Annotated in this window: 24 protein-coding genes and 1 pseudogene; 17 read left to right on the forward strand and 8 right to left on the reverse strand. The window is 61.8% G+C overall.

The annotated features are described in order from the left end of the window. Positions 1 to 2: 2 nt before the first annotated feature. Entirely contained in the window at positions 3 to 1,196 is a 1,194-nt protein-coding gene (locus tag ACSOSP_RS20415; protein WP_455312718.1) for a phytanoyl-CoA dioxygenase family protein, read from the reverse strand. 94 nt (positions 1,197 to 1,290) lie between these two features. On the opposite strand from ACSOSP_RS20415, the gene ACSOSP_RS20420 reads away from it, so the two are divergent. Continuing rightward, positions 1,291 to 2,331 carry a LacI family DNA-binding transcriptional regulator gene (locus tag ACSOSP_RS20420; protein WP_455312719.1) on the forward strand — a complete coding sequence of 347 codons (1,041 nt, stop codon included), beginning with the start codon at positions 1,291 to 1,293 and terminating at the stop codon, positions 2,329 to 2,331. A gap of 85 nt (positions 2,332 to 2,416) precedes the next feature. Here ACSOSP_RS20420 and ACSOSP_RS20425 read toward each other — a convergent pair whose 3' ends face one another. The 4 genes from ACSOSP_RS20425 to ACSOSP_RS20440 all read right to left on the reverse strand — a co-directional run bounded on the left by ACSOSP_RS20425 (position 2,417) and on the right by ACSOSP_RS20440 (position 7,234). After that, the gene (locus ACSOSP_RS20425) at positions 2,417 to 3,601 is read right to left on the reverse strand and encodes a porin (protein WP_455312720.1); all 1,185 of its coding nucleotides are present in this window, start codon (positions 3,599 to 3,601) and stop codon (positions 2,417 to 2,419) included. 606 nt (positions 3,602 to 4,207) lie between these two features. After that, positions 4,208 to 4,924 carry a maleate cis-trans isomerase family protein gene (locus ACSOSP_RS20430; RefSeq protein WP_455312721.1) on the reverse strand — a complete coding sequence of 239 codons (717 nt, stop codon included), beginning with the start codon at positions 4,922 to 4,924 and terminating at the stop codon, positions 4,208 to 4,210. 80 nt (positions 4,925 to 5,004) lie between these two features. Then, positions 5,005 to 6,354, reverse strand: a complete 1,350-nt coding sequence (locus tag ACSOSP_RS20435; RefSeq protein ID WP_455312722.1) for an MFS transporter — start codon at positions 6,352 to 6,354, stop codon at positions 5,005 to 5,007. A gap of 280 nt (positions 6,355 to 6,634) precedes the next feature. Further along, on the reverse strand, positions 6,635 to 7,234 hold the full coding sequence (locus tag ACSOSP_RS20440) for a TetR/AcrR family transcriptional regulator (protein ID WP_455312723.1): 600 nt from the start codon (positions 7,232 to 7,234) through the stop codon (positions 6,635 to 6,637). A gap of 217 nt (positions 7,235 to 7,451) precedes the next feature. Here ACSOSP_RS20440 and ACSOSP_RS20445 point away from each other — a divergent pair, with 217 nt between their 5' ends. From ACSOSP_RS20445 to ACSOSP_RS20495, 11 genes are read left to right on the forward strand one after another with little or no spacing between them, the layout of a single operon-like run. Beyond that, positions 7,452 to 8,777: an aromatic ring-hydroxylating oxygenase subunit alpha gene (locus tag ACSOSP_RS20445; protein WP_455312724.1), complete on the forward strand. Its 1,326-nt coding sequence runs from the start codon at positions 7,452 to 7,454 to the stop codon at positions 8,775 to 8,777. Between the two features lie 11 nt (positions 8,778 to 8,788). Next, positions 8,789 to 9,235, forward strand: coding sequence for a hypothetical protein (locus ACSOSP_RS20450; protein ID WP_455312725.1), 447 nt, complete (start codon positions 8,789 to 8,791; stop codon positions 9,233 to 9,235). Positions 9,236 to 9,266: 31 nt separating this feature from the next. Continuing rightward, a complete protein-coding gene (locus tag ACSOSP_RS20455) occupies positions 9,267 to 9,683 on the forward strand; it encodes a cupin (protein WP_455312726.1) in 417 nt (138 codons plus the stop codon). Beyond that, complete coding sequence (locus ACSOSP_RS20460) at positions 9,680 to 10,000, forward strand: cupin domain-containing protein (protein WP_455312727.1); 321 nt, start codon at positions 9,680 to 9,682, stop codon at positions 9,998 to 10,000. Before ACSOSP_RS20455 ends, ACSOSP_RS20460 begins: the two co-directional genes overlap by 4 nt. Next, positions 9,997 to 11,241, forward strand: coding sequence for an NAD(P)/FAD-dependent oxidoreductase (locus tag ACSOSP_RS20465; RefSeq protein WP_455312728.1), 1,245 nt, complete (start codon positions 9,997 to 9,999; stop codon positions 11,239 to 11,241). The genes ACSOSP_RS20460 and ACSOSP_RS20465 overlap by 4 nt, the downstream gene beginning before the upstream one ends. Before the next feature lie 2 nt (positions 11,242 to 11,243). Beyond that, positions 11,244 to 11,819, forward strand: coding sequence for a nuclear transport factor 2 family protein (locus tag ACSOSP_RS20470; protein ID WP_455312729.1), 576 nt, complete (start codon positions 11,244 to 11,246; stop codon positions 11,817 to 11,819). A gap of 2 nt (positions 11,820 to 11,821) precedes the next feature. Continuing rightward, a complete protein-coding gene (locus tag ACSOSP_RS20475) occupies positions 11,822 to 12,742 on the forward strand; it encodes a dihydroorotate dehydrogenase electron transfer subunit (protein WP_455312730.1) in 921 nt (306 codons plus the stop codon). Then, positions 12,736 to 13,674, forward strand: a complete 939-nt coding sequence (locus ACSOSP_RS20480) for a dihydroorotate dehydrogenase (RefSeq protein WP_455312731.1) — start codon at positions 12,736 to 12,738, stop codon at positions 13,672 to 13,674. The genes ACSOSP_RS20475 and ACSOSP_RS20480 overlap by 7 nt, the downstream gene beginning before the upstream one ends. Continuing rightward, entirely contained in the window at positions 13,671 to 14,039 is a 369-nt protein-coding gene (locus ACSOSP_RS20485; protein WP_455312732.1) for a non-heme iron oxygenase ferredoxin subunit, read from the forward strand. Before ACSOSP_RS20480 ends, ACSOSP_RS20485 begins: the two co-directional genes overlap by 4 nt. Further along, entirely contained in the window at positions 14,036 to 15,070 is a 1,035-nt protein-coding gene (locus ACSOSP_RS20490; protein ID WP_455312733.1) for an asparaginase, read from the forward strand. Before ACSOSP_RS20485 ends, ACSOSP_RS20490 begins: the two co-directional genes overlap by 4 nt. 54 nt (positions 15,071 to 15,124) lie before the next feature. Then, entirely contained in the window at positions 15,125 to 15,823 is a 699-nt protein-coding gene (locus tag ACSOSP_RS20495; protein WP_455312734.1) for a hypothetical protein, read from the forward strand. Between the two features lie 55 nt (positions 15,824 to 15,878). Here the strand turns inward: ACSOSP_RS20495 and ACSOSP_RS20500 are convergent, their stop codons facing one another. Beyond that, positions 15,879 to 16,130, reverse strand: coding sequence for a DUF4148 domain-containing protein (locus ACSOSP_RS20500; RefSeq protein WP_455312735.1), 252 nt, complete (start codon positions 16,128 to 16,130; stop codon positions 15,879 to 15,881). Between ACSOSP_RS20500 and ACSOSP_RS20505 the strand changes: the two are divergent. Beyond that, positions 16,078 to 16,191 (forward strand): annotated as a pseudogene (locus tag ACSOSP_RS20505) (hypothetical protein); the annotation flags it as partial. The gene ACSOSP_RS20500 and the pseudogene ACSOSP_RS20505 sit on opposite strands and share 53 nt — an antisense overlap. Positions 16,192 to 16,271: 80 nt before the next feature. Here the strand turns inward: ACSOSP_RS20505 and ACSOSP_RS20510 are convergent. Beyond that, positions 16,272 to 17,078, reverse strand: coding sequence for an alpha/beta fold hydrolase (locus ACSOSP_RS20510; protein WP_455312736.1), 807 nt, complete (start codon positions 17,076 to 17,078; stop codon positions 16,272 to 16,274). Positions 17,079 to 17,114: 36 nt separating this feature from the next. Then, the gene (locus ACSOSP_RS20515) at positions 17,115 to 18,551 is read right to left on the reverse strand and encodes an amidohydrolase (protein WP_455312737.1); all 1,437 of its coding nucleotides are present in this window, start codon (positions 18,549 to 18,551) and stop codon (positions 17,115 to 17,117) included. A gap of 109 nt (positions 18,552 to 18,660) precedes the next feature. Here ACSOSP_RS20515 and ACSOSP_RS20520 point away from each other — a divergent pair, with 109 nt between their 5' ends. The 4 genes from ACSOSP_RS20520 (at position 18,661) to ACSOSP_RS20535 (ending at position 24,317) form a co-directional block, all read left to right on the forward strand. Beyond that, complete coding sequence (locus ACSOSP_RS20520; RefSeq protein ID WP_455312738.1) at positions 18,661 to 19,695, forward strand: LysR family transcriptional regulator; 1,035 nt, start codon at positions 18,661 to 18,663, stop codon at positions 19,693 to 19,695. Positions 19,696 to 19,928: 233 nt separating this feature from the next. Then, positions 19,929 to 21,257 carry an MFS transporter gene (locus ACSOSP_RS20525; protein WP_455312740.1) on the forward strand — a complete coding sequence of 443 codons (1,329 nt, stop codon included), beginning with the start codon at positions 19,929 to 19,931 and terminating at the stop codon, positions 21,255 to 21,257. A gap of 130 nt (positions 21,258 to 21,387) precedes the next feature. Then, positions 21,388 to 22,872 carry an amidohydrolase gene (locus ACSOSP_RS20530; RefSeq protein ID WP_455312742.1) on the forward strand — a complete coding sequence of 495 codons (1,485 nt, stop codon included), beginning with the start codon at positions 21,388 to 21,390 and terminating at the stop codon, positions 22,870 to 22,872. Further along, a complete protein-coding gene (locus ACSOSP_RS20535) occupies positions 22,869 to 24,317 on the forward strand; it encodes an amidohydrolase (RefSeq protein WP_455312743.1) in 1,449 nt (482 codons plus the stop codon). Before ACSOSP_RS20530 ends, ACSOSP_RS20535 begins: the two co-directional genes overlap by 4 nt. Positions 24,318 to 24,344: the final 27 nt, after the last annotated feature.

Below are 24,344 nucleotides of genomic sequence, written 5' to 3' on the forward strand. Positions count from 1 at the left end.
GTCTAGGCCGTGCCGCTTCGGGAGGCGTGATCGTCGAGCGCCTGCGTGAATCTGGCGGGCTCCCAATCCTCATCAAGTGCGCGTTGCATGAGCTCCCGCTGGCTTTCCGGCGCCAGCCCGCCGACCGGAGGGTTGCGGTCGAGGTCGGTAGGGAACGGGTACCCTTCAGCGCAGGATGCAATTGCCGCAGTGGCTTCGGCGGCGCTCATTCGCCCCAGCGCGCAACGCTCGCGCAATACCGGGTACACCGCCTCGCACATGCTTCTACGGTCGAGCACTTCCATTGCCCGGCCATAGGCCGACGAGACCTGCAGGAGATTTGCCATGCGCTGGACATCCGCGGTGCGATTGGCCCCCGCCGCATGAAACAACGCGGGATTGAAAAACACGGCATCGCCCTTCGAGAGCGGCAACTGGACGAAGTGCTCCTCGAAGTATTCGCGGAAATCCGCACGCCGCCATGCCAGGTATCCCTCGGCATATCGCTGTGAATACGGCAGGAGTTTTGTCGGTCCGCTCTCGACAGGCATATCGGTGTGCGCCACCGCCCCCTGCAGCGTAAGAAAGGGGGACATCCTGTGCACGTGCGCGGGGTAGCGTTCAGCCGCGCTGACAGTCTGGAAACCCAGGTGGTAGTCGCGATGTGCCTGCTGAGCGTCGCCGCCGGGCCGAACCACATTGACCTGCGATGTCATCTGGTAACACGGGCCAAGCCAGGCTTCCGACACGGCCAGAAGCATCCGGTTCGAGAAATATTGCGCGAATACGTCCGGCGCCCGTAGGCAGAGCTTTTCCTGCGCATTCCAGATCCGGTCATTTGCGCCCGCCTTCGCGAAATGGTCTGCTGGACCTGCGCCCTGCTCCTTCTCACTCCGGATAATGGCTTCGAAGACGGCCGTGGCGGCATCGATGGATCGTGTATCAGCAAATGCCCGATGGAGCACCAGAACGCCCGCACCGCCCTGAAGGACGCTTGCCCATTCCGCCTGCAACTGCGCTCGGCCTGACGCATCGTCCATGACGCCATCGAGCTGATCGCAGTCGTATACGGGGATTCCCTGCCTGATATCCGCCGCATGACGCGTCGGGCAGTCGTCGCCTGCTTTGAGCTGATCCGCAAAGTCAGCCAGTGAGCAATCACGCTCGCTAAACCACTGCTGCCCCAGTTTCTCGACACATCCTTCGCGCTGTTTCATATCGCCCTCCATCGTGAATCCAAGCATAGCCTCCAAAATCAATATGCGGTTATCATAAAACCATCAAAAACACATCAAAAATGGAAGCATGAATATGGCGCACCGCTTTCTGATCAAGGAGATAGCGCTTCAGTCCGGCGTCGGGGTGGCAACAGTCGACCGGGTGCTCAATGGCCGTGCCCACGTTCGTGAACACACACGCAAGCGCGTGGAGCAGGCCATCAAGGAACTCGAAAAGCAGGAACTGCAGTTGGCGACCGTCGGGCGAAAGCTCATGATCGACGTGATCGTGGAAGCGCCCGTACGCTTTGCTGACGAGATCAAGGACGCGCTTGAAACGGAACTGACGGGCATGCATCCGGTCATCATTCGGCCGCGCTTCCTGATGCAGGAAACGATGACCACGGCCGAGGTTGTCGATGCGCTTCAGTCGATTGGACGCCGGGGTAGCCACGGGGTTGTCCTGAAGGCGCGCGACGTTCCCGAGATTACCGAAGCGATAGGCGATCTCCAACGTCGCGGCATTCCGGTCATCACGATCTTCACCGATATCCCGTTGTCCGGACGCCTCGCTTATGCCGGGCTGGACAACCGGGTCGCCGGCGCCACCGCTGCCTACCTTGTTGCGCAGTGGCTAGGCTCACGGCCTGGCAACATCCTGATAACCATGAGCGATGAACGGTTCAGGGGCGAGGAGGAACGCGAAATAAGCTTTCGGCGTGCGTTGAGAACCCGCTATCCGCAGCTTACGTTGATCGATGCCAGTGGCGGCCACGGCCTTGACACATCCACCGAAAAGCGAGTCCTCGATGTCCTTGCCACAGATACCAGGATCGCCGCGGTCTACTCCATGGGAGGCGGAAATGCAGCCATTCTCCGGGCGCTTGGAGCGCATCAGCAATCCCCCATCTGCTTTATCGGGCACGACCTGGATCGTGACAACGTGCGTCTGCTGCGCGAGGGAAAGCTACAGGCAATTCTCCACCACGATCTGCGTCAGGACATGCGCTCGGCGTGCCAGCACATCATCTGTTTCCACAAACTCCTGCCGGCGTCGGCAGTGTCGCCGTCTTCATCGGTCGTGGTCGTGACGCCCGAGAATATTCCGGAGCATATAGCGAGCCGGTTTCGTTGATAGCGACTCCGATGCAGGCGCTGCAAGCCGGCGTGATCCGAGCCGGGTTCGGAATGGGAACTCATTCCGAACCCTCCCGCTCTTCTTAGAACTGGGTGGCGATTCCCGCGATTACGCCGAACTGACTCTTGCCGTAGTTCGGGTTCGTGCTGGACGCGGCGCTGCTCACCGGATCGTTGTTCGTGTTCGCGCCATACAGCCCGCTGTCGAGCCCAAGGTTGGACGTCGAACTATTGCGAACGTAACCGAGCTCGGTGTAAAGGAGCGTGCGCTTGGACAGCGAATAGGTCGTGCCCAGCGTGTATAGCGTCGCGTTGCCATTGCCGTGATTGGCGTTCGCGTGATACACCGCACCAGTGATCGAGAGCGCCGGCGTAGTCTGCCAGATGGCCCCGATCCATTCGTGATTGACTGCCGTCGGCAGCGATGTACCTGCCGGCAACGTGGTTGGAGTGGCCGTACCGAAGTAGCCGGCATCGGATGCGCTGGGTGCGCTGAGGTGCTGATAACCGAGATACGCGACCACTGGTCCCAGCGTATACGTCGCACCTGTGAGTGCCGAGCGCGACGCCAGGTACACATTGCTGAACTGGCCGTTCGGATCGCGGGTCTCGTCATAGGTCGCTTGCCAGAACAGACCCCCAGTCTGATACGACAGCTTGATGCCGTCCGATCGCCCCTGAGCACTACCGAGTCCACTCGATGAGCCCAACTGGCCCGGCGCACTTCCCGGAGTTCCGGCGTTCCATTTTGTCGAGTTCGTCAGGTCGTATTGCCCCTGCAGCGTAAATCCTGCGAGCGTCGGCGACAGATACTCCGCACCGTTACCCGCTTGCGAAAAGATCCGGCCGCGCACCAGCGTGCCAATCGCATATTTCTTCGTCTGCTGGGGGTCGACGTCGCCCGAATACTGACTTATTTCGGCTGAGCCCATGTTGCCGAGTTTCAGTTGGCCCCATGTATCGTTGTGCAAACCTACCGTCGCCTGGCCCTCGAAGAAGCTGCCGTTGGCCACGCTGCCGTTCTGTGTGTTCAGGCGCGACTCGAGCTGGAAAATAGCTTTGGTTCCGCCACCGATGTCTTCGGCGCCTTTGAGGCCAAATCGCGACTGGGCCCATCCCCCGCTCTGCGCGCCGACCACGTGCCCCTTCGGCATGCCAGTCTCGTATTCAAGCCCATTGTCCACGATGCCATACAACGTGACGCTGCTTTGCGCGCTTGCCGATGCCGTGGCTGTCATTGCGAGCAACCCGAACAGAACCTTTCTCATGTCATCTCCTGTTTATGTTATGTAGTACTGCTGTATATAAGTGTTGCGGTGAAAGTCGCGCTGTGGCGATTTGATACGTCCGCAGGACGCGTTACCCGGCAATGTCCAAAGTTGGGCCATTGCCGTCCGGTAGTCACGGACAAGGGGCGCTTCAAACATCCGTCAGAAAGTTCGAATGGTTTCCGGGTGTGTTGACTTTGGAGCCGCAAGCCTTGCGGCAACCACGTGACTCAATCGGCTGATGCCAGCGTCGGCTCAGCGCACTTCATCAAAGTACGGGGAATTGCGGAGAAGAAAGCTGCTCGTGGCATGGTGTCTCTAACGTTGTTCTTGTGGAACTTTGGCCCGAGTGTATATTCGCCAACGATGGAGACACAGAGCTGAAAGAGGAATCTCTTTCGCGGAAATTGGGAAAATGGCAGCCACTAAGCCGCGGCGGTACCTGACTGCGAATCATGGCTTTGTCACCCGGCGCTGACCTGATATTTGGCCTGCGCTCAGGTTCGGGACGCACATTCCTCACGCAAATGGTCAACGTATGCGATGCCTACCCCGTCGCCCTGCACGAACCCTCGAATCAAGAGTAAATACGGTTACTCCAGCGGTTCATGCGTCGAAAGCGCCTTCCAGCAGGCTGCCGTAGTGCTTCGGTTTTTGTGCGATGTTCAGCGTCTTCAGGCAATACCAGAGCAAGGCGGCATTGCTGGCAATCACGGGCTTGTTCAGGCGTGCTTCAAGCTTTTCGATGACACCGGCGAGCCGGATCCCCGCGCAACTGATGACCAGCGCATCGAACGGTCCCTCGAGCGTGGCCGCCAGTTCGAGCCATCGCTGTGGATGCAGCATCCCCTGATCGTAAGGCGTGGTCTGCGGCAAGCTTCTTTCCGTAGTTATACGCAGACCCTGTTTTTCAAGGAACGCGGTCTCCGCTTCCACCACTTCACGCCGATACGGCGTCATCAACGCAATGTTGGTGGCCTTCACCGCCGCCAACGCCGCCATGACTGCCTGGATCGTCGTGACCGACCGGATGCCGGTCGCAGCCTGCACGCGGCGGTTGATCTCATCCGGTCCGGCAACGACGCCCGCCGCGGTGCAGTTGAGCGCGATCAGGTCCACGCGGGCATCGGCGAGCAGCATGGCGTGCGATTCGAGATCGTCTATCAACGCCTTGTCCGATGCGATCGACGTATCGCGAAACGGCAGACGCGTGGTAAGAAACTGCACGCCCTCGGGCGCCATCATCTGCACTTCATGGTCGCAAAGACCACCTGATGGATACAGATGCCCAATGCGCGCCACATCGCCGAATCCACAACTCATGGAAGGTCCTGTGATTGCGGTTTGACTTCGAACGACGCGCATCGCGCATCGCGCACTGCGGTACGGTCAGCGGAGAAGCTTCAGCTTTCCAGCGATACCGCGCCGTGGGTCATCGAAGCTGTGCTCCAGTGCGGGCTGCGCGTGAGCGCAATCGCAGCGGCTGCCACCAGCGCGGAGCCGGCGAACGCGTAGAAGTTCCACTGGACATCGGCGCCTCGCGAAGCCAGGTACGCGCCGACCATCGGACCGCTCATGGCGCCGAACCGGCCGACACCCACCGCCCAGCCCGTGGCGCTCGCCCGAGCATGCGCACGATAATAGTTGGCGATGAAACCAAGCTGCACCATGGCTACGCCAATACTGCCGAAGCCCGCGAGCGCCACCAGCACGTAGTTCATGATGAGACCGCTCTTGATCGCGAGACTGGAGATGGCGATTGCGCCGATCACATAGCCACCCACGATGGTCTTGCGCGTGCCGAGAAAGTCGCTGATACGCCCGATCAGTATTCCGCCCAGCGCCGACGAGAGCATGAACACCGCGAGAAACGAGAGGCTCGGACCCAGGTCGTAGCCCATCTTGCGCATGAGTTGCGGCAGCCATGTGCCAAGCCCGTAGATCACCATCACCGCGGCCACCTGCGCCACCCACAAGCTGATGGTGGCGAGCGCATTCTGCTTTGAGAACACTTCGCGGAACACGGCGCCAACGCTCGGTTTGGGCAGCGGATCTCTGACGCTGCGCTCCAGTTCGGCGGGCGCAATGCCGAGCTTGCCGGCAAGCGCCGCCGCTTGCGCATGACGGCCGCGTGCAATCAGGAAGTCGAGCGATTCGGGCAACAGGTAGAACAGGAACGGCACCGCAAGCAACGGCGCGGCGCCGAGCGCTACGACGAGGCGCCAGCCATGCGAGCCGAGAAACACCATGCCGATCACCGCGGAGAGCAACGCGCCGATCGAATAGCCGGAGTACATCAATGCGAAGTTGAGGTTGCGCTTTTCAGGCGGCGAGAACTCGATCGTCAATGCAGCGGCTGCCGAAATCACGCCGCCAAGACCCAGTCCGCCTATGAACCGTGCGATCGAAAACACCATCGGCGTGGGCGCAAAGCCAGCACCGATCATCGAGAGCGAGAAGAGCGTCACGCAGCCAACCAGCAACAACTTGCGCCCGACCAGGTCACTCACGACGCTAATGAAATACGACCCGATGAGCGTACCGAAGAGCGCGGCGCTGCCCATCGCACCGATCTCGATAGGCGTAAGTTTCCAGTTGGCATCGGCGAGAAGGGAGGGAACGATCGTACCCATGACGCCGATGTCATAGCCTTCGGCCACGATGGTGAGAAAGCACAGGACCAGCACCAGATACGTCGTTCGCGCGGGGGGATGGAACGCGTGGGACGCTGCGCTATCGGACAAAGCCGCCATGAAGCCACCTCAAATATATTTAGCAGAGCAGATAATGAAGACCAGGATCTTCAAGGCGCGACCGTTCCGCACGACCGTACCCGACACTCCGGTTTTCATGCCATCGTGAAGTCAGGAAGCTATGTCGAAGGGCGGGTCGATCCGCGTGTTCATCTAAATACAGAATGACATTCTTTATTCGAGCATGTCAAAAGATTTTCAAAAATCCGCTCTGCTTTCTTCTGACGAAACGGAAAATTGCAACGTGCTCGATGCGCACCAGCGCACCGCAGCAAAGTCATCACGTGCCCGCCTCGGCGTCGGGTTCGGTACCGCCCAGCAGGAGATCGGTCATCACGCTGGCGATCTGGTCGATATCGCGCACGTCGCCAATGCGGTGATTGATCACGAAGCCGTCGAACGCCATCCAGATCACGTGCGCGATTATCTCGCCCTGGACCATCACCGAGCGCTCCGGCGGCAACGCGTCGCGCAGTAATGCGCCGATAAACGCATCGACGGAATCGATCAGCTTGAACGGCTTGCCCTGGTTCGGAGGCGCGCTTGCGAGTGCGTCGATCAGCGCGTTGGCGAACGTGTGGTCGGTCGATGGAATGTCGGACCAGAGGCCGACCAGGATGCGCTTGATGCGCGCCCTCGGCGTATCCAGGCTCATCACTTCGTCGCGCAGCAGGTCGAGCTGCTTCATGAGCCAGGGCTGGTAAATCTCATAGAGGATAACGAGCTTCGAGTCGAAGTAGACGTACAGGTTCGCCACCGTCGTCTGCGCCAGACGAGCGATCTCGGTCATGGTCGTCGCCGAATAGCCCTTGCTGCTGAACGCCGAAAACGCGGCCTTCAGGATCGCCTCCCGCACTTCTGGTTTCTTGACCTGCGGCACTGGGTCTCCTCGAACTGGATGATGTGCGGGTAGCGCCCGGTACTGGCGTCCCTACTTATTTAGCCCGCCAAGTCGAGCGCGGGCGCCCGCCATTCTAGCAACCCCTATTTCGATCGATGAACAACGCGGCACGCATAACGCTTGACAAGCCATTTTTTTGAAAACAGAATGCCATTCGTTATTCGCAGATATCTGCTTTCCTATCGAGGACGATCGCATGATCAACGCTCCCGCGCCTGAGGGCACGCTCACCGGCCGCTATGCCGAGCTGGGCACTGGACTGATTCCCGTAGAGCCGTACATCTCGGCCGACTACTTTGCGCGCGAGAAGGCGCATATCTTCAAGAAAACGTGGCTGCAGGTCGGCCGCGTGGAAGAAATTCCGCAAGCCGGTGATTATTTCGTCAAGACACTTGCTTCGTGCGATACGGAAATCATAGTTGTACGAAATAAACAGGGGCAGATTCGCGCGATGCACAATGTCTGTTCGCATCGGCTGAATCAGATTGCCTACGAGAAGACCGGTCACACGCGCAAATTCTTTTGCAAGTTCCACGGCTGGGCGTACGACCTCGATGGCAACCTTACCGGCGTGCCCGACGAACAATGCTTCTTCGGCCTGTCGCATGCGGACTATGCGCTCACGCGTGTGTCGTGCGACGTGTGGCAGGGATTCATCTTCGTCAACATGGATCCGTTGCCCGCGCTCTCGCTGGACGAATTCATGAAGCCGATGTACGGCGACATCGAAGGCTATCCGTTCGACAAGATGACGGTTGGCTTTGCGTGGGAAACGGTTGTCGATTGCAACTGGAAGCTCGCGCTCGACGCGTTCCAGGAGGCGTATCACGTGGCCTACGTGCACGGCAATTCGATTGCCGACGCTATCGACAAGAGCGAGGGTGGCAGCATGCCGCCGCTCGACGCGCTGTGTGGAGAATTTCATCGGCGGCTCTCGCTCGCGGGCAACCAGAAGTCCGTCTATGGCAACCCGAAGGCAGTCACCTCGGGCGGGGCGGCGGCGAGCGAAGCCTTGTCCGATGCAAGCGCGAAGCGGCCCATTGCGGCGGCTGCATTACGCGCGGGCATTGGCAGCGCGCGCCATGCGTTTCCGCTCGAAGCGTTGCCCAAGGGCGTGAACTGGACCAAGAGCCCGAACTGGCTCTTCGACATCAATGTCGTCTTCCCGGATTTCTATCTTTCGCTGCGTCCGAACTATTGCCAGGCGTACAACTTCCGCCCGATCGCGCACAACAAGACGCTGCTTGAAGCGCGCGTGTATTACCCCGAGATGACGACGCCCGGCGGCCGCTTCTTCCTCGAATACATGAAGGTCGCGCTCCGCGACGTGCTGCTCGAGGACCTGAGCACGCTGGAACGCACGCAGCGCGCCGCCGAAACCGGCGTGAAGAAGTTCATGGTTCTGCAGGATAACGAATTGCTCGTGCGTCACAGCTATCACGTGATCGAGCGCCTGCTGGCCGAAGCTGAAGCTGAAGCCGGAGTTGAAGCGAAGCAACAAGCCGTGGCGGCCGCCGCCTGAGGAGCATGAACATGGAAGAAAAAATCATCGTGATGGCTGGGCGCAGTCAAATTTCAAACACGATTCCTGCGACTGTTTCGGCGACTGTTTCGGCGACTGTTTCGGCGACTGTTCCCGCGACTTTGCCCGACGAATTTGCCGATCTTCAACCGTTCGTCGAACGCTGGGCGCTGGCAACGGAAACCGGGCGCAACACGCAACGTCATGCAGTGGGCATGGAGGCGATCCTCGCGTTCAAGGACGCCATGCTGCCGCGCGTGGACGCCGTCGTGCAGTGGCTCAACGAGTTTCCGCTCAACGCGTTGCCCGATGCTGCGAAGCCGCTTATGTACCTGCTGCTGTCGTTCGCGGAGATCGCGCCCGCAGTCGAGTTCTACAAGCAGCCGGCCGTTATCGACGGATACGATCCGCGCCGCTTCGTGGCCGATGAAACGTTCACGATGCGGCCCGCCATCTGACTTGTCGCAGCATTCACACAGGAACAACACCATGCCCAAGTGCCGCATTTTCGGCATCGACGACGGTCTCAAGCAGGTCGTCGCCAATGGCCTTTATATGAAGACCTACATCGGCGAATCGATCAGCGTCGCGGTGATCAAGTTCGTTGAAGAGGCTGGACGCGAACTGCCGGCGAAGGCGCACGACCACGGCGAGGAAGCGTCGCTGCAAGTGAGCGGCAGCTGCTCGATCTTCGAAGTGCGGCCCGGCGAAGCCGATGTCGAGCGCATCATGAATGCGGGCAGCGCGGTGATCATTCCCGCCGGTCTGAGCCACTATGGCGTGAACCGCTTCGAGCCGGCCGGCATCAGCATGCGCCTGAATGTGGTCACGCCGCCACGCGTCGAGTATGGCGGCGGCGCCGAAACGCCCTACTATCCGCTCGCGGATCGGGAAGGTGCGCGATGACCACCCTTGACACGATGTCCTGCCGGCACGTCTCAAACGACGATCGCGTGGACGGCGCGGCGCTTAGCGCCAGCATCCAGACGCTGCGTCACAACGAAATCATCGATGTTGAAGCGGGTACGCTCGGCGAGGAAGTCGGCGCGATTCTCTCGGGCCGCATCGACGTTGTTGCCGCAGGCGAGCACTACGTTCTGTGCGCGGGCGAAGCCATTGTGATTCCGGCCGGCGAAGCACGGCGCTTCACGTGCCTCTCCGAGCGCTGCGAGCTGTATCGGGTCACCGTCCGCGCGTATGACAACGTGCCGGAGCGGGCATGAACGCGCACTCGCACGTGGCGATTGTCGGCGCGGGCCACGCGGGCGGACGCGTGGCGCAGCATCTGCGTGCGCTCGGCCACGGCGGCCGCGTGACGCTGATCGGCGCCGAAGCGCATGCGCCTTATGAGCGGCCGGCGTTATCGAAGGAAATGCTGCTTGGCACGACATCCAGCGAAAACCTCGTGCTCGCGCCGTCGGCATTCTGGGTCGGTGACGCGCTCGCGGGCATCGGCATCGAGCGCGTGCATGCAACGGTCGAATCGCTCGATGCCGATGCGCGCCGCGTGCGCCTTCATGACGGACGCCATATCGGCTTCGATCAGCTTGTCGTGGCGACGGGCGCGGCGGCGCGGCGCCTGCCGGTGCCCGGATGCGACCTGCCGGGCGTACACGTGTTGCGCACGCTCGATGACTGCATCGCGCTGAAGGCCGCGTTTCCGGCGTGCCGCGAGCTCGCGATCATCGGCGGCGGCGTGATCGGCATGGAAGTCGCGTCGAGCGCAACGAAGCTCGGCATGCGCGTGACCGTGCTCGAAGCGGGTGGCGCGATCATGAACCGCTGCCTGCCGCCGCTCGTGTCCGCGTGGCTCGAAGCGCGGCATGCGGAACACGGCGTCGTGGTGAAGAAGAACGCACGCGTGGAGAAGATCGTAAAGACGGGCGAGCGGCTGCAGATCGTAGCCAGCTGCGGCGATGAATCTCTGCTGACCGATGCCGATTGCGTGCTGATGGCGACCGGCGCCGACTGCCATCCCGCTTTCCTGCGCGGCACGGGCTTGGCGGACGCGCAAGGCGTGCAAGTCGATGCCCATTGCCGCAGCCCGCTTGCCCCGTGGCTTTATGCAGCCGGCGATGTCGCCTGCCTGCGCGACGAAGAATCCGGGGTCGCGTTGCGCCAGGAAACCTGGCGCAACGCCGAGAACCAGGCGCGTGCAGTCGCGGAAATGTTGCTTGGCCGCAGCGAGCCGTATCGCGAGACGCCGTGGATGTGGACCGATCAGCATGGCTACGCCATTCAGGTGACCGGCACACCCGATGCCGCGCATGAGTGGATCGTACGCGGCAGCCTGGAGACGGCGAATGCGACCGTCGTGGGACTGCGTGACGGCTGCGTGCATGCGGGCGTGACGATCAACCAGAGCCGCGAGCGACGTCACATTGAAGCGCTGGTGAAAGCACGCCAGGCGGTGGACACGCTGCGTATCGCCGATACCGGGCACGCACTGAAAACGTTCCTCTGATCATGACGACCTTACCGGCTTTGCTTTCACTTGAAGAACGCGTGGCGCGACTGGAGGCCATCGACGCCATTCGCCGTTTGAAAGCCCGCTACGCCGCGCTCGCCGACGCCAAATACGCGAGCGACTGCACGCGTCAACCCGACGCCGTCACGCACGACGTCGCGCGGCAACAGGCCGAGTGCTTCACGCATGACGCGGTCTGGATCGGCGGCTCCGGCTTCGGCAACGACCTGACAGGACGCGAAGCGCTGCGCGACTGGTTCCATCGTTCACCCTGGCGCTTCGCCATGCATTACTACACGGGCGAATCGATCGATGTCGATGTTCGCACGGGCACCGCACACGCAACCTGGCGGCTCTGGCAACTGGCGTTACGCGATGACGACGCTCACGCCGTCCTCCTCGGCGCGATCACGGAAGAAAAATATGCCGTCGATGGCGCGGGCCAATGGCTCGTAAGCGAGATGCGCTTCGTGCAACTGAAGATGTTGGAGCCGAGTGCGTTGTCCTTCCCCATCGCCAATGATTTTGGCGCGCTCGCGGCCATGCGAACGCGCGCTACAACCCTCACGGAATGAACATGAACGATTTCCCCATGGCACCCACCACACCCACGGCGGCCAAGGTCATCGCCTTTGCGCCTGGCCGCTGCGATACACAGCCCGCATGCCACGACGAGACCTTGTCGATTGCCGAAAACATCTGCACGGTGCGCTCGAACGACTGGGTCAACCCCGAGTACAAGCACTTGGTGCTGAGCGCACCGGCCACTGCGCTCACAGTCGTTGCCGGCCAGTTCTTCCATCTCGCATGCCCGCCGGGCCCCGATGAAGCCGCGTACCTGCGCCGCCCGATGAGCATCTACCGAGTGGAGCCGGACGATGAACGCATCGAGTTCCTTTACAAGGTGCAGGGCGTGGGCACGCGCGGCCTCGCGCGCCTGGCTCCGCGTGACACGCTCGACGCGCTCGGCCCGCTCGGACGAGGCTTCACGCTGCCTGCCGTCGCGCCGGGCGAACGCGCGCACGTGCTGCTGCTTGCGCGCGGCGTGGGTCTCGCGACCATGGCGCCGCTCGCGCAGGAAGCCATCCGCAGCGGCGCCCGTGTGACCGCGATCCTAAGTGCGCGCAGCGCGTCGCTCGTGATGTCGGCGGACTATCTGCGCGAATCGGGCGCGGAAGTCCTTGTTGTCACCGACGACGAACAAACCAGCGACGTCGTCCAGATCGAACGCATGATCCGCCGCGTTCACGCGACTCAGGCAATCACGTTCGCCACCACCTGCGGGTCGAACCGCCTGCTTTCGACACTCCAGCGCCTCACGGCCGAGTTCGGCATTCCCGGCGAGATCGCGCTCGAACAGCACATGGGCTGCGCGATCGGCGCCTGCTACGCGTGCGTGCGTCCGTTCAGGAAGCACAGCGGCTCGGACGAACTCACTTACCGGCGCGTGTGCTGGGAAGGCCCCGTCTTCGATCTTCAGGAAACGACATCATGGTAGACCTCAGCGTCAACATCGGTTCGCTCGCGCTTGCGAATCCGGTCATGCCCGCGTCCGGCACGTTTGCTGAAGGCACGGCGCAGGTCTTCGACCTCGACTGCCTCGGCGCGATCGTGACGAAGACAATCACGCACGACATCCGCGAAGGCGTGCCGCCGCCGCGCGTGGCCGAATTCCGCGACGCCACGCTCTTCTCCATCGGCATTCCCAGCAAGGGCAGCGACTACTACATCAACGAGACCGTGCCGTTTTATAGACGATACGCACCGCCGCTCGTGGCGAGCATTTCGGCCAATAGCATCGAGGAGTTCGGCGAACTTGCCGCGAAAATCTCGGTGCCGGGCGTCAGAGCGATCGAGGCGAACGTCTCATGCCCCAATCTCAAGAAGGACGGGCTCGCGTTCGGCATGGATCCGGAAGCCACGTACCAGGTCGTGAAAGCGATGAAGGCCGCGGCCAGCGTCCCCATCTGGCCGAAGATGACGCCCAACGCGGGCAACGTGGTCGAAGTGGCGCGTGCGGCGGAAGAAGCCGGCGCGGACGCGCTGGTCGTGAGCAACGCCATCCTTGCGATGGCGATCGACGTCGAAACTTTCCGGCCGCGTCTGGCGAACGTCATGGGTGGACTGACCGGCTCCGCGACACGCCCCATCATGCTTCGGATTGCGTATCAATGTGTGCAGGCCGTATCGATTCCGGTGATTGGTTGCGGTGGCATCGGCAGCGCGTCGGATGCGCTCGAATTCCTGCTGGCCGGATGCAGCGCCGTGCAGGTCGGCACGGCAAACTTCGTCTCGCCGACCACCATGCCGCGCCTGATCGACGACCTGATGAAATATTGCGAGCGGCATGGCATCACGCGCATTGCGGACATCATCGGCGCGGTGCGCATGCACGAACCCATCCAGCTTCAAAAGGCGGCGGCGCTATGAACACCATTGTGATCCAGGATGCATCGGCCATGACGAACTTCTCTCTCGTCGATGGCTGGTACGAAATCGGTGCGATCGCCGAACTCTTTGCCGAACGCGATTGTCGCGGCGTGGAGCTCGCGGGCGAGAAGATCGGTCTCTTTCAGGTCGATGGCGAGGTGCACGCACTCGACGACATCTGCACGCACGGTGCAGCGCTCCTGAGCGACGGCGACATGGAAGACGGTGAAGTGGAATGCCCGCTGCACGCAGGCCTCGTGGATGTCCGCACCGGCCGCGCGCTGGGCGCCCCCATCACACGCGACACGCGCCGTCACGACACGAAGATCGTGGACGACCGGCTTTTCGTGAGGCTGCAAGCATGACGCCGACGCCAAACGCAGCCGCGAAACGCGCGCGGATCGCGGTGATCGGCACAGGCGGCACGTTCGCCATGCACGGGCGGCATCGCTTCGACTGGATCGAATATGCCGATAGCGGCGTGATTCATCCTATAGACGATCTGCTTGCCACGCTCGGCGAACTCGCGCCGGATCTCGACCTCGTGCCAATTCCATTTCGCAGTCTCGGGAGCGTCTCGATTGGACCGGCCGACTGGCTCGAGCTCTCGGCGCTGATCCGGCGCACAGCGGCAGCCGATCCTTCGCTAACGGGTTTCGTCGTCACGCACGGCACGGCGACGCTTGAAGAAACGGCATGGTTCCTGGACCTGACGCTCGCGCTTGATCAGCCCGTTGTCGTGACGGGCGCGCAGCGTCCCGCCAATACCGATGGCAGCGACGCCAGCGCCAACCTGCGCGCGGCGCTCGCGATTGCGGCGTCGCCTGCGTCGCGTGGTGCGGGCGTGCTGGTGACACTCGGGGGGCTCTTCTTCGCCGCTCGCGATGTGACGAAGGCCGCGAGCTTCGAGCTCGGCGCGTTCGAAGCGCCGCCGTTCGGCCCGCTCGGCCGCGTGGATGCGGACGCGAGCGTGGTCTGGCGGCGCCGCATGGCCGAACGTGCGCCGCGCCATGATCTGCCGCTTGATGTGACGACACTGCCGCGCGTCGATATTGCTATGTCCTATGCGGGAGCGGACGGCGTCGCGATCGATGCGTTCGTGGCCGCCGGCGCGCGCGGCATCGTCTCGGCGGGTCTTGCACCGGGACGGCCGGCGTCGAAGGAAACGAGCGCGCTCGTGCGTGCGGCGCAGGCGGGCGTGGTCGTCGTGCAGGCGACGCGCGCGCCGCGTGGCACTGTGCCCGTGCAACGCTTCCTCGCGGCCGACGGCCTCTTGGCAGGCGGCGACCTCGCGCCTCCCAAGCTGCGCATTGCGCTGATGCTCGCGATCGCGGCCGCCGACGCGAGCGGCGGTATCGACTTGCCGCGTCTTCAGGCGCGCCTGCTCGCACTCTGACGCGACGTGCAATGAACACGGCGCTCTTCCCTCTCAGCCATTGACCCGATCATCATGCAATTCTCCTACCTCGTCACCTTCACGCATCCCGACCCGGACGCGCGCATCAGCGCACGCGATCTGGAGACGATGACCACGCGCATCGACGCAACGCCGGATCTTCGCCGCGCGCGCCTCTACACGCCGCAGCATGCCGAGGACTACTACACGAATGACGGTCCTTCGCCCATCTTCGCGCTGCAACTCGACTTCGATACCCTCGCGGCGCTCGAAGCGTCCATTGCCGCCAATGGTCACTTGCAAAGCATCGCGCACCGCGATTTACCGAGCCTCGCGGCGTGCGCTGTCGAACAGCAGGTGATGGCACGCCGGCCGTTCCCTGTGCTCGACCCTACGCCGCGCGTGCCCGATGGCGCGCTGCCTTGCCAGTTCCTGGTCCACTATCCGGGCCGTGCGGAAAATCTCGACGAATGGCTCGCCTATTACCTCGCGCATCACCCGCAAATCATGAAGTTCTTCGACGGCGTGCGCGAAATAGAGATCTTCACCCGCGTGGACTGGATTGACGCGATGCCGTGGGCACGGGTTCACTACATGCAGCGCAACAAGCTCATGTTCGACAGCGCCGAAGCCATAACCGCGGCAATGAATTCGCCCGTGCGTCATCAGATGCGCGCCGATTTCGAGCGCTTTCCGCCGTTTGAAGGCAGCAACATTCACCATCCGATGTCGGCGCGGACGATCGTGAAGTGAGGTGAAGTGAGCTCGCCGGGTTCGGCATCGCAACGTGCCGAACCCGCTATTTCCACTACTGCGTTGGAACAGTGGAAACACCCTGAGCAGCGCGTTTGGCATCGAGGCGCTTTTGCGCTGCAACGAGGTCGTTCGGATAGTCATACCGGACCAAGTCGGGCTGGTATCCAACGCCGATCAGTTCCCTGAGTTCCTGCGTCACCTTCGTCCGGGTGACAGAGCCGTCACTCGATGTCTGCGCGAACGCGACCGCGGGGAGAAGAACGAGCGTAGCGGCAAGCGGCGCCATCATTCGAGGCATGTTCATGATCCACACTCCTGGCGAGGCGCTAGATGAGGTTGGACCAGCCTCGCTCAGCCAAGTATAGGTGTGAATCCGCAGCAACCGAAAGGTGTGGAAAGCAAAATGCGTTGCCCGAAATACCCGAAAGGTATCCGCAAGCGTCGCTCAAGCATCAAGCGAAGACTCACACGATGAATCACTCGAAGACTTGCCGGACAACGCGGCATTGATGGCAGATGCCAGGCCGGCTGGATTGTCCCGCATCATGAAGTGCCCTGCGCGATGCACGATATCGACCGCGACACCTTCCTTCGGCAAGCTGACGGCGTCGGGATGTGGCAACGAGTGCTCGCCGAAAATCACTGAACGCGGCATGGGTAACCCGAACAGCAATTGTCGCCACGGCGGTGATCCGCCTTGTACCAGCGATGTCGCCGCACGATGGATTGCCTTGGGACAGGACATCGAAAGAGTAGCCGCCCATCCGGGATCGCCTTCTCTCGACGCGGTCGCGACCGTTTGCGCATGGCCGTACAGCACGTAGTCAGATTCGGAACAGGCGGCAATCTTGCGACTGAACAATCCTCCACCCGCGTCAAGATTCGGCTCCGCGAGAACCAGCCGGCGCACCTTGCGAGACGCCATCGTGGCAGCGACGATAGCAACCGCCCCGCCCATGCTATGACCAAAGAGATCGACTTCCAGTTCGAGACTCAGAATGAGTTCGACGACAGTTCGAGCATGGTCTTCGACGTGATATCCAAAACGCTCAGGCCTGTCGCTATACCCGGATCCCGGCAAATCGACCAGAATGCAGCGCCGCCCGATCAGTGCCGAATCCGCAATCACTTGCGGGTAGTCGCGCGAGGACGCGCAGCCAAGCCCGTGGATAAACACCAGCGGCGTCCCCGAACCCGGAACGTCGAGGAAGCGCAGCATCGCATCTTCGCCGGAGAGCTTGAAATCACGCATGGATGGTTCCCGGGTGACAGGCCCGACGTGGTGCGCTCAGGCGGTCGCCAAAGTACGCGCCGGCGGCGGCAGGACGTCGGACGGAATCGGGCAATCATAGGGCTTGTGCCCGCGTTTCCTGTCGAGTTCCGCTTTTGCCGCGCGCAGCACATCCGGTTGCCCCGCCAGATCGATGGCTGTCGCCGCCAGCGTCTGCGCGGCGAGCAACATGCCGCGGTGGGCCAGCGTCGCCTTTCCCTGCGAGACCATTTGCCACGAATGAAAACCCGTTCCCCACGCGAAGCACGACGTCAGGCATTGCGTGGTCGGGACAACCCAGGTGACATCGCCGACGTCGGTCGAGCCTGTCACCGGCCGTATCATGTCGGCCCGATACGGCTGGATTTCGGTCACGATCGGCCGCGGGTCGCGCAGGGCTGCTGCGAAATGACGGGCGCTGTTCTCGAAATCGCCAGGCGAAATGGTCTGCTGAATCTGCTTCGCGAACTCGATGTCGCGATCGCTGACGTCGAAGCCGCCGAGCGCCCGCATGTTCGCATCGAGAACCTGATCGAGCGTATCGTTATGCAGCACGTTCGAGCATGCCTTGTCGAAAACGATCTCGAGGCGCGTGCCGGTCATCAATGCGGCGCCGTGCGCGATCTGCTTGACGCGCTCGAACAGATCGCGCGCTTCTGCGCTGTGAGGTGCTCGCACCGTATAAAGCAGTTCGGCGAGCACCGGCACCACGTTGGTCGAAATACCGCCGGAATTGATATAGGCGAAATGCACGCGCGCCTGATCCGGCATATGCTCGCGCAAATAGTTGACGCCGATATTCATGAGCTCTGCGGCGTCCAATGCGCTGCGCCCAAGATGCGGCGCCAATGCAGCGTGCGCCGCCTTGCCATGAAAGCGGAAATACGCCTGGACGTTCGCGAGCGTCGCGTTCATGAACACCGAATTGGCTATCGACGGATGCCAGCTCAACGCGACGTCGAGGTCGTCGAACAGGCCATCGCGCGCCATGAACGTCTTGCCGGCAGCCGCTTCCTCGGCGGGGCAACCATAGAACCTTACCGTGGCCTCCATATTGTTTGCGGCAAAGTAATCTCTCGCTGCAACTGCGGCGAGATGCGCGCCCGCACCAAGCAGGTGATGACCGCAGCCGTGTCCGTTGGTGTTGACTCCGTCCGCGGCCGGCACGCAGGTCAGCGCTCCGCTCTCCTGGCTCAGTCCGGCCAAAGCATCGTACTCACCCAGAAATCCGATGACCGGGCCACCGCTGCCCGACTCTGCCACAAACGCTGTCGGCATTCCGGCTACGCCACGCGTCACGCGAAACCCTTCCTCCTCGAGCAGCACCGCATGCAGCTCGGCAGAGCGATATTCGCTGTAGCGCATCTCGGCATGCGCCCAGATTTCATTGGCCAGTTCAAGGTATCGCTGCTGCTTTGCCTCGACGAGACGCTTCACCTGTGCTGCGTGCTTCACATAACCTCCATTCGTTCAAGATCGGTTGTCGATAGTCGGTTCCGCAAGATTCACGGCGGCGAGCGCCGCCCATCTTTCGGCTTTCTGCTGGCGTAGAGTATGTCGACAGATGACCCGCCAACACCTCAATGAAAGTGTTGCTGTTGACTCCCGGTTGTCTCCTCCTCACAAAATTTGGCGTCATACATTGACCATGAAGCTACATCAGCTCCGCGCACTTGTTGCAATCGCCGACACCGGCAGCATCCGGAACGCAGCCCGCGCCACGGACCTCTCGCCAGCCGCCATTACGAAGGCGATACGCGAGCTCGAGGAAGATCTGAATGTCACTCTGATCATCCGCGAGGCCACCGGTGTGACGCTGACCGAGGCAGGCCAGACGCTGCTCGGCCATGCAAGGCTGACAGTCGGGCAATTGGCGCGTGCGCGACAGGAAATGGAGCGCTTATCTGGAAAGAGGGACGGCACCCTCTCGATTGCAGCAGTGTCGTGGGTCGGTCTAACGTTGCTCGGAGAGGTTGTCGGCCTGTTCCAGACGCGTATGCCCGAGGTAAAGATCGAATTCTTCGAAGGATTGGCAACCGTGTCGATACCCAGATTGCGTGACGGAACACTCGATATCTCGATTGGAAGGGCCAGCCCCGTGACGCAAACGGAGGAGTTCACCCACGTCCCGCTGTTTCGCACGGGCTACGCGGTGGTCGCCCGGGCAGAACATCGCCTGGCCGCGTGCAGGTCGCTGCATGAATTGAAGGACGCCGAGTGGATCCTGAATCGCGACTCCTCCGTCGACGAGCTCGCCGCGGACAATGCATTCACCGAATACTGCCGTATGTATGAACCACGCATCCACATATCGCATTCCAGCGCCATCGCACTTGGGCTGGTCGCAAGCACCAATATGCTGACGCTGATGCCCTGGCCGCTCGCTGAACTGCTGGTCAGCAAGGAACGCTTAGCAGTCCTCCCGCTTGTCGACTCGATTGCCGAGGCCGAGGTCAGTCTCATCTACCGGCGCGGCGCGCCGCTAAGCAATGCCGCCAAATACTTCGTGGAGTGCCTGACCAGCGTGATCCGCGCTTCCATGACCTCTGAAGATCCTTTGAAGCGCCGGCTCTTTCACTCTGTCGAGTGCCTGTTGTAGGCGGCAAGCATCCGGTTTCGCAGCGAACGGTTTCTCACGACGCGGCCCATTCGCTCCATGCCGGACAAGCATGGCGCCGGATTGCTTCGCGGGTACTTCCTGAATGATCGACGCTCAGGAAAGGCACGTGAGACCCCATGAATTTCGACTCGTAGACGGCAGTAAAGACGACCTACATTATTTTTCCACCGCACGGCAACAGCGCCGGCGCTAACCCAAATTCGGAGACGGGTGTGTCAAATCAAGCAAACGGGTGCGAGCACCCGGCAGTCCGCACTACATCGGCTCGCGACTTCATCGCGGTGGTCGTGGGCAACGCCCTGGAGTTCTTCGACTTCACGGTTTATGCCTTCTTTGCGGTGTTCATCGGCAAGGCCTTTTTCCCGGCGTTTTCTCCGGCGAGCCAGGTGATCGCATCGGTTGCCGTGTTTGGCGTCGGTTTCGTCGCACGGCCGATCGGCGGTCTGGTGATTGGCGCCTACGCGGATCGTTCAGGCCGCAAAGCGGCGCTGTCTCTGACGATCGGCCTGATGGCGCTCGGCACCGCGATCCTCGCGTTCACGCCATCGTATGCAACGATCGGCATGGTGGCGCCGGTCCTCGTTGTCATCGGCCGCTTGCTGCAAGGATTTTCAGCCGGTGGCGAAATGGGGCCCGCGACCACGTACCTGCTCGAAATGGCGGCGTCGAACCGGCGCGGCTTCTATACGAGTTGGCAGCTTGCGACCCAAGGCGTGGCTTCGCTGCTTGGCGGCCTGGTCGGCTACGTCGTGTCGTCGATGCTGTCGCCGACTGCGCTCGCGGAGTGGGGGTGGCGCGTACCGTTCGTCGTCGGTCTGCTGATCGCGCCGGTCGGACTGTATATCCGCAAGCAACTGAGCGAAACCCTCGATCTCGAGTCCGCGGTCAAAGGGACGAGTGAGCTGGTATCGGTCATTGTCAACAAGCACCTTGCCGATTTGCTGATCTCGTGCGCCGTGCTGATCGGGCCGACGATCACGGTGTATGTCGTCGGCTACTACATGACGACCTACGGCTTGCGCGTGTTGCACCTGCCCACGTCGACCTCGATGCTGGTCGGACTTATCACGGGCGGTGTGGGTATCGTCGCATCGCTGGCTGCAGGCCTGCTCTACGACCGCTTTCCCAATACGAAGTGGATGCTGCTGCCGCAGCTTATTACCGTGCTGGCGATCGTGCCGTTATTCGTCTGGGTAACCCAGAACGGCACCGCCGCTACCTTTCTTTCGATGGTCGGATTGCTGACGTTGTTACGCGTGCTGATGGCGCCGTTCCAGCTGTGCTTCATCCCCGAGATATTCCCTAATGCGATTCGCAGCACCTGCGTATCCATCTGTTTCAGCGTGCCGACCACGATCTTCGGCGGCAGCGCGCAAGTGGTCGTTGCATGGCTCGCCGCCAGGACCGCCGATCCGATGTCGCCGGCCTGGTACCTGCTCGCAGCAAATGCAATCTCGCTACTCGCCGTCCTGACGCTCTACATGCGGCATCGCGCAACGCTCGGCCGCAACGGCGCATTCCACGCCAAGGCGGGAATCTAGCGGCCTGCAGATAGTGGAACCACCCTGATCAATCATTGATGTTCGTCATTCGGATGCAAGGCCTCACATGTCGTTTCGATTACGCGTCGAATGGCACGGGGCTGCGTGTTTCAATCAAAAGGGATAGGTAGTGAATTTCGATCAACTCGATCAAGAGATTGCCGCGCGGATCGAATCGTACCGTGAGGTATGTGTTCACCTGAGCGACCGGCTGTGGGATCTCGCCGAGACTGCCTACGCAGAGTACGAGTCGGCTGAACTGCAAATCCGCGAACTCGAGCGCCATGGCTTTCGAATCACGCGGGAAGTTGCGGGCATCCCTACTGCGTTTGTCGCCGAAGCCGGCGATGGCGGCCCGGTCATCGGTTTTCTCGGCGAGTACGACGCGCTGCCTCACCTCAGCCAGGTCGCCAACTCCGCCAGCCGGCAAGCGGTAGCAGATGCCGGTAGCGGACATGGTTGCGGCCACAACCTGCTGGGCGGCGCGACACTGATGTCCGCGTTCGCCATCAAGGATTGGCTGCATGCGTCCGGCTATGCTGGCCGGGTCCGCTATTACGGTTGTCCCGCCGAGGAAGGCGGAGCCGGAAAGACGTTCATGACGCGAGCCGGCGCATTCGCCGACCTCGACGCCGCACTCACCTGGCATCCCGCAAGCGTCCTCGCCATCGACGCGATGGCAACCCTTGCGACGCTCCACGCACGCTTCACGTTCAACGGTATCGCAGCGCACGCGGCGGCGGCGCCTCACCTGGGACGCAGTGCACTCGACGCCGTCACGCTGATGAACGTTGCCGCGAACTATCTGCGCGAGCACATGCCGAGCGACGCCCGCCTTCACTACGCGCTGCACGATACGGGAGGGAGCGCGCCCAACGTCGTGCAGGCTCGCGCCGAGGTCGTCTATCAATTGCGCGCACCGGAACTTTCCACGATCCATTCGCTGCTCGAGCGTCTGCGAAAGATCGCGGACGGCGCCACGATGATGACCGACACCACTGTGGCGTGCCGGGTGGAAAAGGCCATGTCGAACATGAAGCCCAACAAGGTGCTGTCCGGCTTGATGTACGAGCGCATGCTCGCGATAGGTCCGACGCCGTTCGATATCGCCGACCACGATTATGCCGCGCGCATGCACGCCGCGATTTCACCCGCCGAAGCGAAAGCCAGCTTGTCGATTTTCGGTGCCCATCGGCTCGCGGGCGTCCTGCATGACGGGGTCCTGCCCGCTGAATTGATGCCGTCGTTGTTGCCCGCATCGACCGACGTGGGGGATGTGAGTTGGGTCGTGCCGACCGCCCGCTGTCTCGGCGCCTGTTTCGCGCTCGGCACGCCGTTTCACTCCTGGCAGTTGGTCGCACAAGGCAAATCGTCGATAGCGCACAAGGGCATGCTTCATAGCGCAAAGGTGATAGCTGCGACCGCCGCAGCGCTCTACGCGAGTCCTTCATTGCTTGAACAGGCCAAGGCGGAGTTGCGCGAACAAGCGGCTGATGAAGCCTACGTCTGTCCCATTCCGGACGATGTGCTTCCTCCTGTCGCCCAGGAAGGCCGAACGCAAAGAGGCTCGGTGCGTGGGTCGTTTCCAATCCAATACGCAGGAGCCGGCGCATGAAGCGTGAAGATAGCCAGAGGCTTGCGCTCATCGAGCAGCTCGTTGAAGCAAAGCGCGATACCTATATTGAACTTGCGGATCGGATCTGGGATCTTGCCGAGACGCGTTGGGAAGAATTTCGCTCAGTCGAAGCGCAGATCGAGATACTTGAGCGCGAAGGATTTCGGATCACGAGGAACGTCGCCGGCCTGCCGACGGCGTTCGTCGCCGAGGCCGGGGATGAAGGACCCGCCGCCGGCTTCCTGGGCGAATACGACGCCTTGTCGAACATGAGCCAGCAAGCCGCGGCCGTAGAAGCTTGCCCGGTCTGTGCCGGGGGCAGCGGACACGGATGCGGCCATCATCTGCTCGGTGTCGGTGCGATGCTCGCCGCAGTCGCCACGCGCGACTACCTCGTTTCGCAAGGTCTGCCCGGGATCGTGCGGTATTTCGGATGCCCCGCCGAGGAAGGTGGCGCGGGCAAGACTTACATGGCTCGCGAAGGCGTTTTCAACGAACTCGACGTCGCGTTGACCTGGCACCCCGGCCCTTTCTCGGGGATCTTCAAGTACAAATCGCTGGCGGTGATTCAGGCATTCTTCCGCTTTTCCGGCGTGGCGTCGCACGCCGCGGCGTCACCCCATCTGGGACGCAGCGCGCTCGATGCGGTTGAACTGATGAATGTCGGCGTGAATTTCCTGCGCGAGCACATGCCTGCCGAGGCTCGCGTCCATTACGCGATCACCGACGCCGGCGGTCTCGCTGCGAACGTTGTCCAGGCGCGTGCCGACGTGCTGTACGTCGTCCGCGCGCCGGACATCGAGCAGGCGCGTGCGCTATTCGAGCGCGTCCGGCGAATCGGTGCGGGCGCTGCGCTGATGACTGAAACGACCGTCGAGGTCGAAGTCGATCGCGCCTGCTCCGAGGTGCTGCGCAACGAAACGATCGAGGCCTTGATCATGGATAACCTCGAGCGTCTCGGTCCCCCTCCCTTCGACCAGTCCGACCGCGATTTCGTCACGCGGCTCGCCGGGAACATCAGCGCGGGTGATGTGCAGGAATGCCTCGACGCGTATCGAGGACCCGCCAATGCGCATGGTCTCGCCGATACGCCGCTCCCATTGAACGAGAAACCCGGCTCGTTGACGGGATCGAGCGATGTCGGAGACGTGAGCTGGATCGTGCCGACAACGCAATACCTCGGCGCATGCTACGCAGTGGGCACCAACATGCACACGTGGCATTTGGTGTCCCAAGGAAAACTGCCCGCCGCACACAAAGGAATGTTGCATGCAGCAAAGGTGCTCGCGGCGACCGCGGTGGATCTGCTGACGGAGCCGTCTTCCATCAGCTCAGCTCAGGCAGAACATGCGCGCTTAACCGGTGGACGCGCCTACGTCTGCCCTATTCCCGAAGCGGTGCTCGCGCCGCCACTGCGTAAAATTAAAAGTAAAAAGACGGGATAAAGAAATCTTGCCTGCCTACAAACCGCA

This window comes from Caballeronia sp. KNU42 (assembly GCF_053760385.1).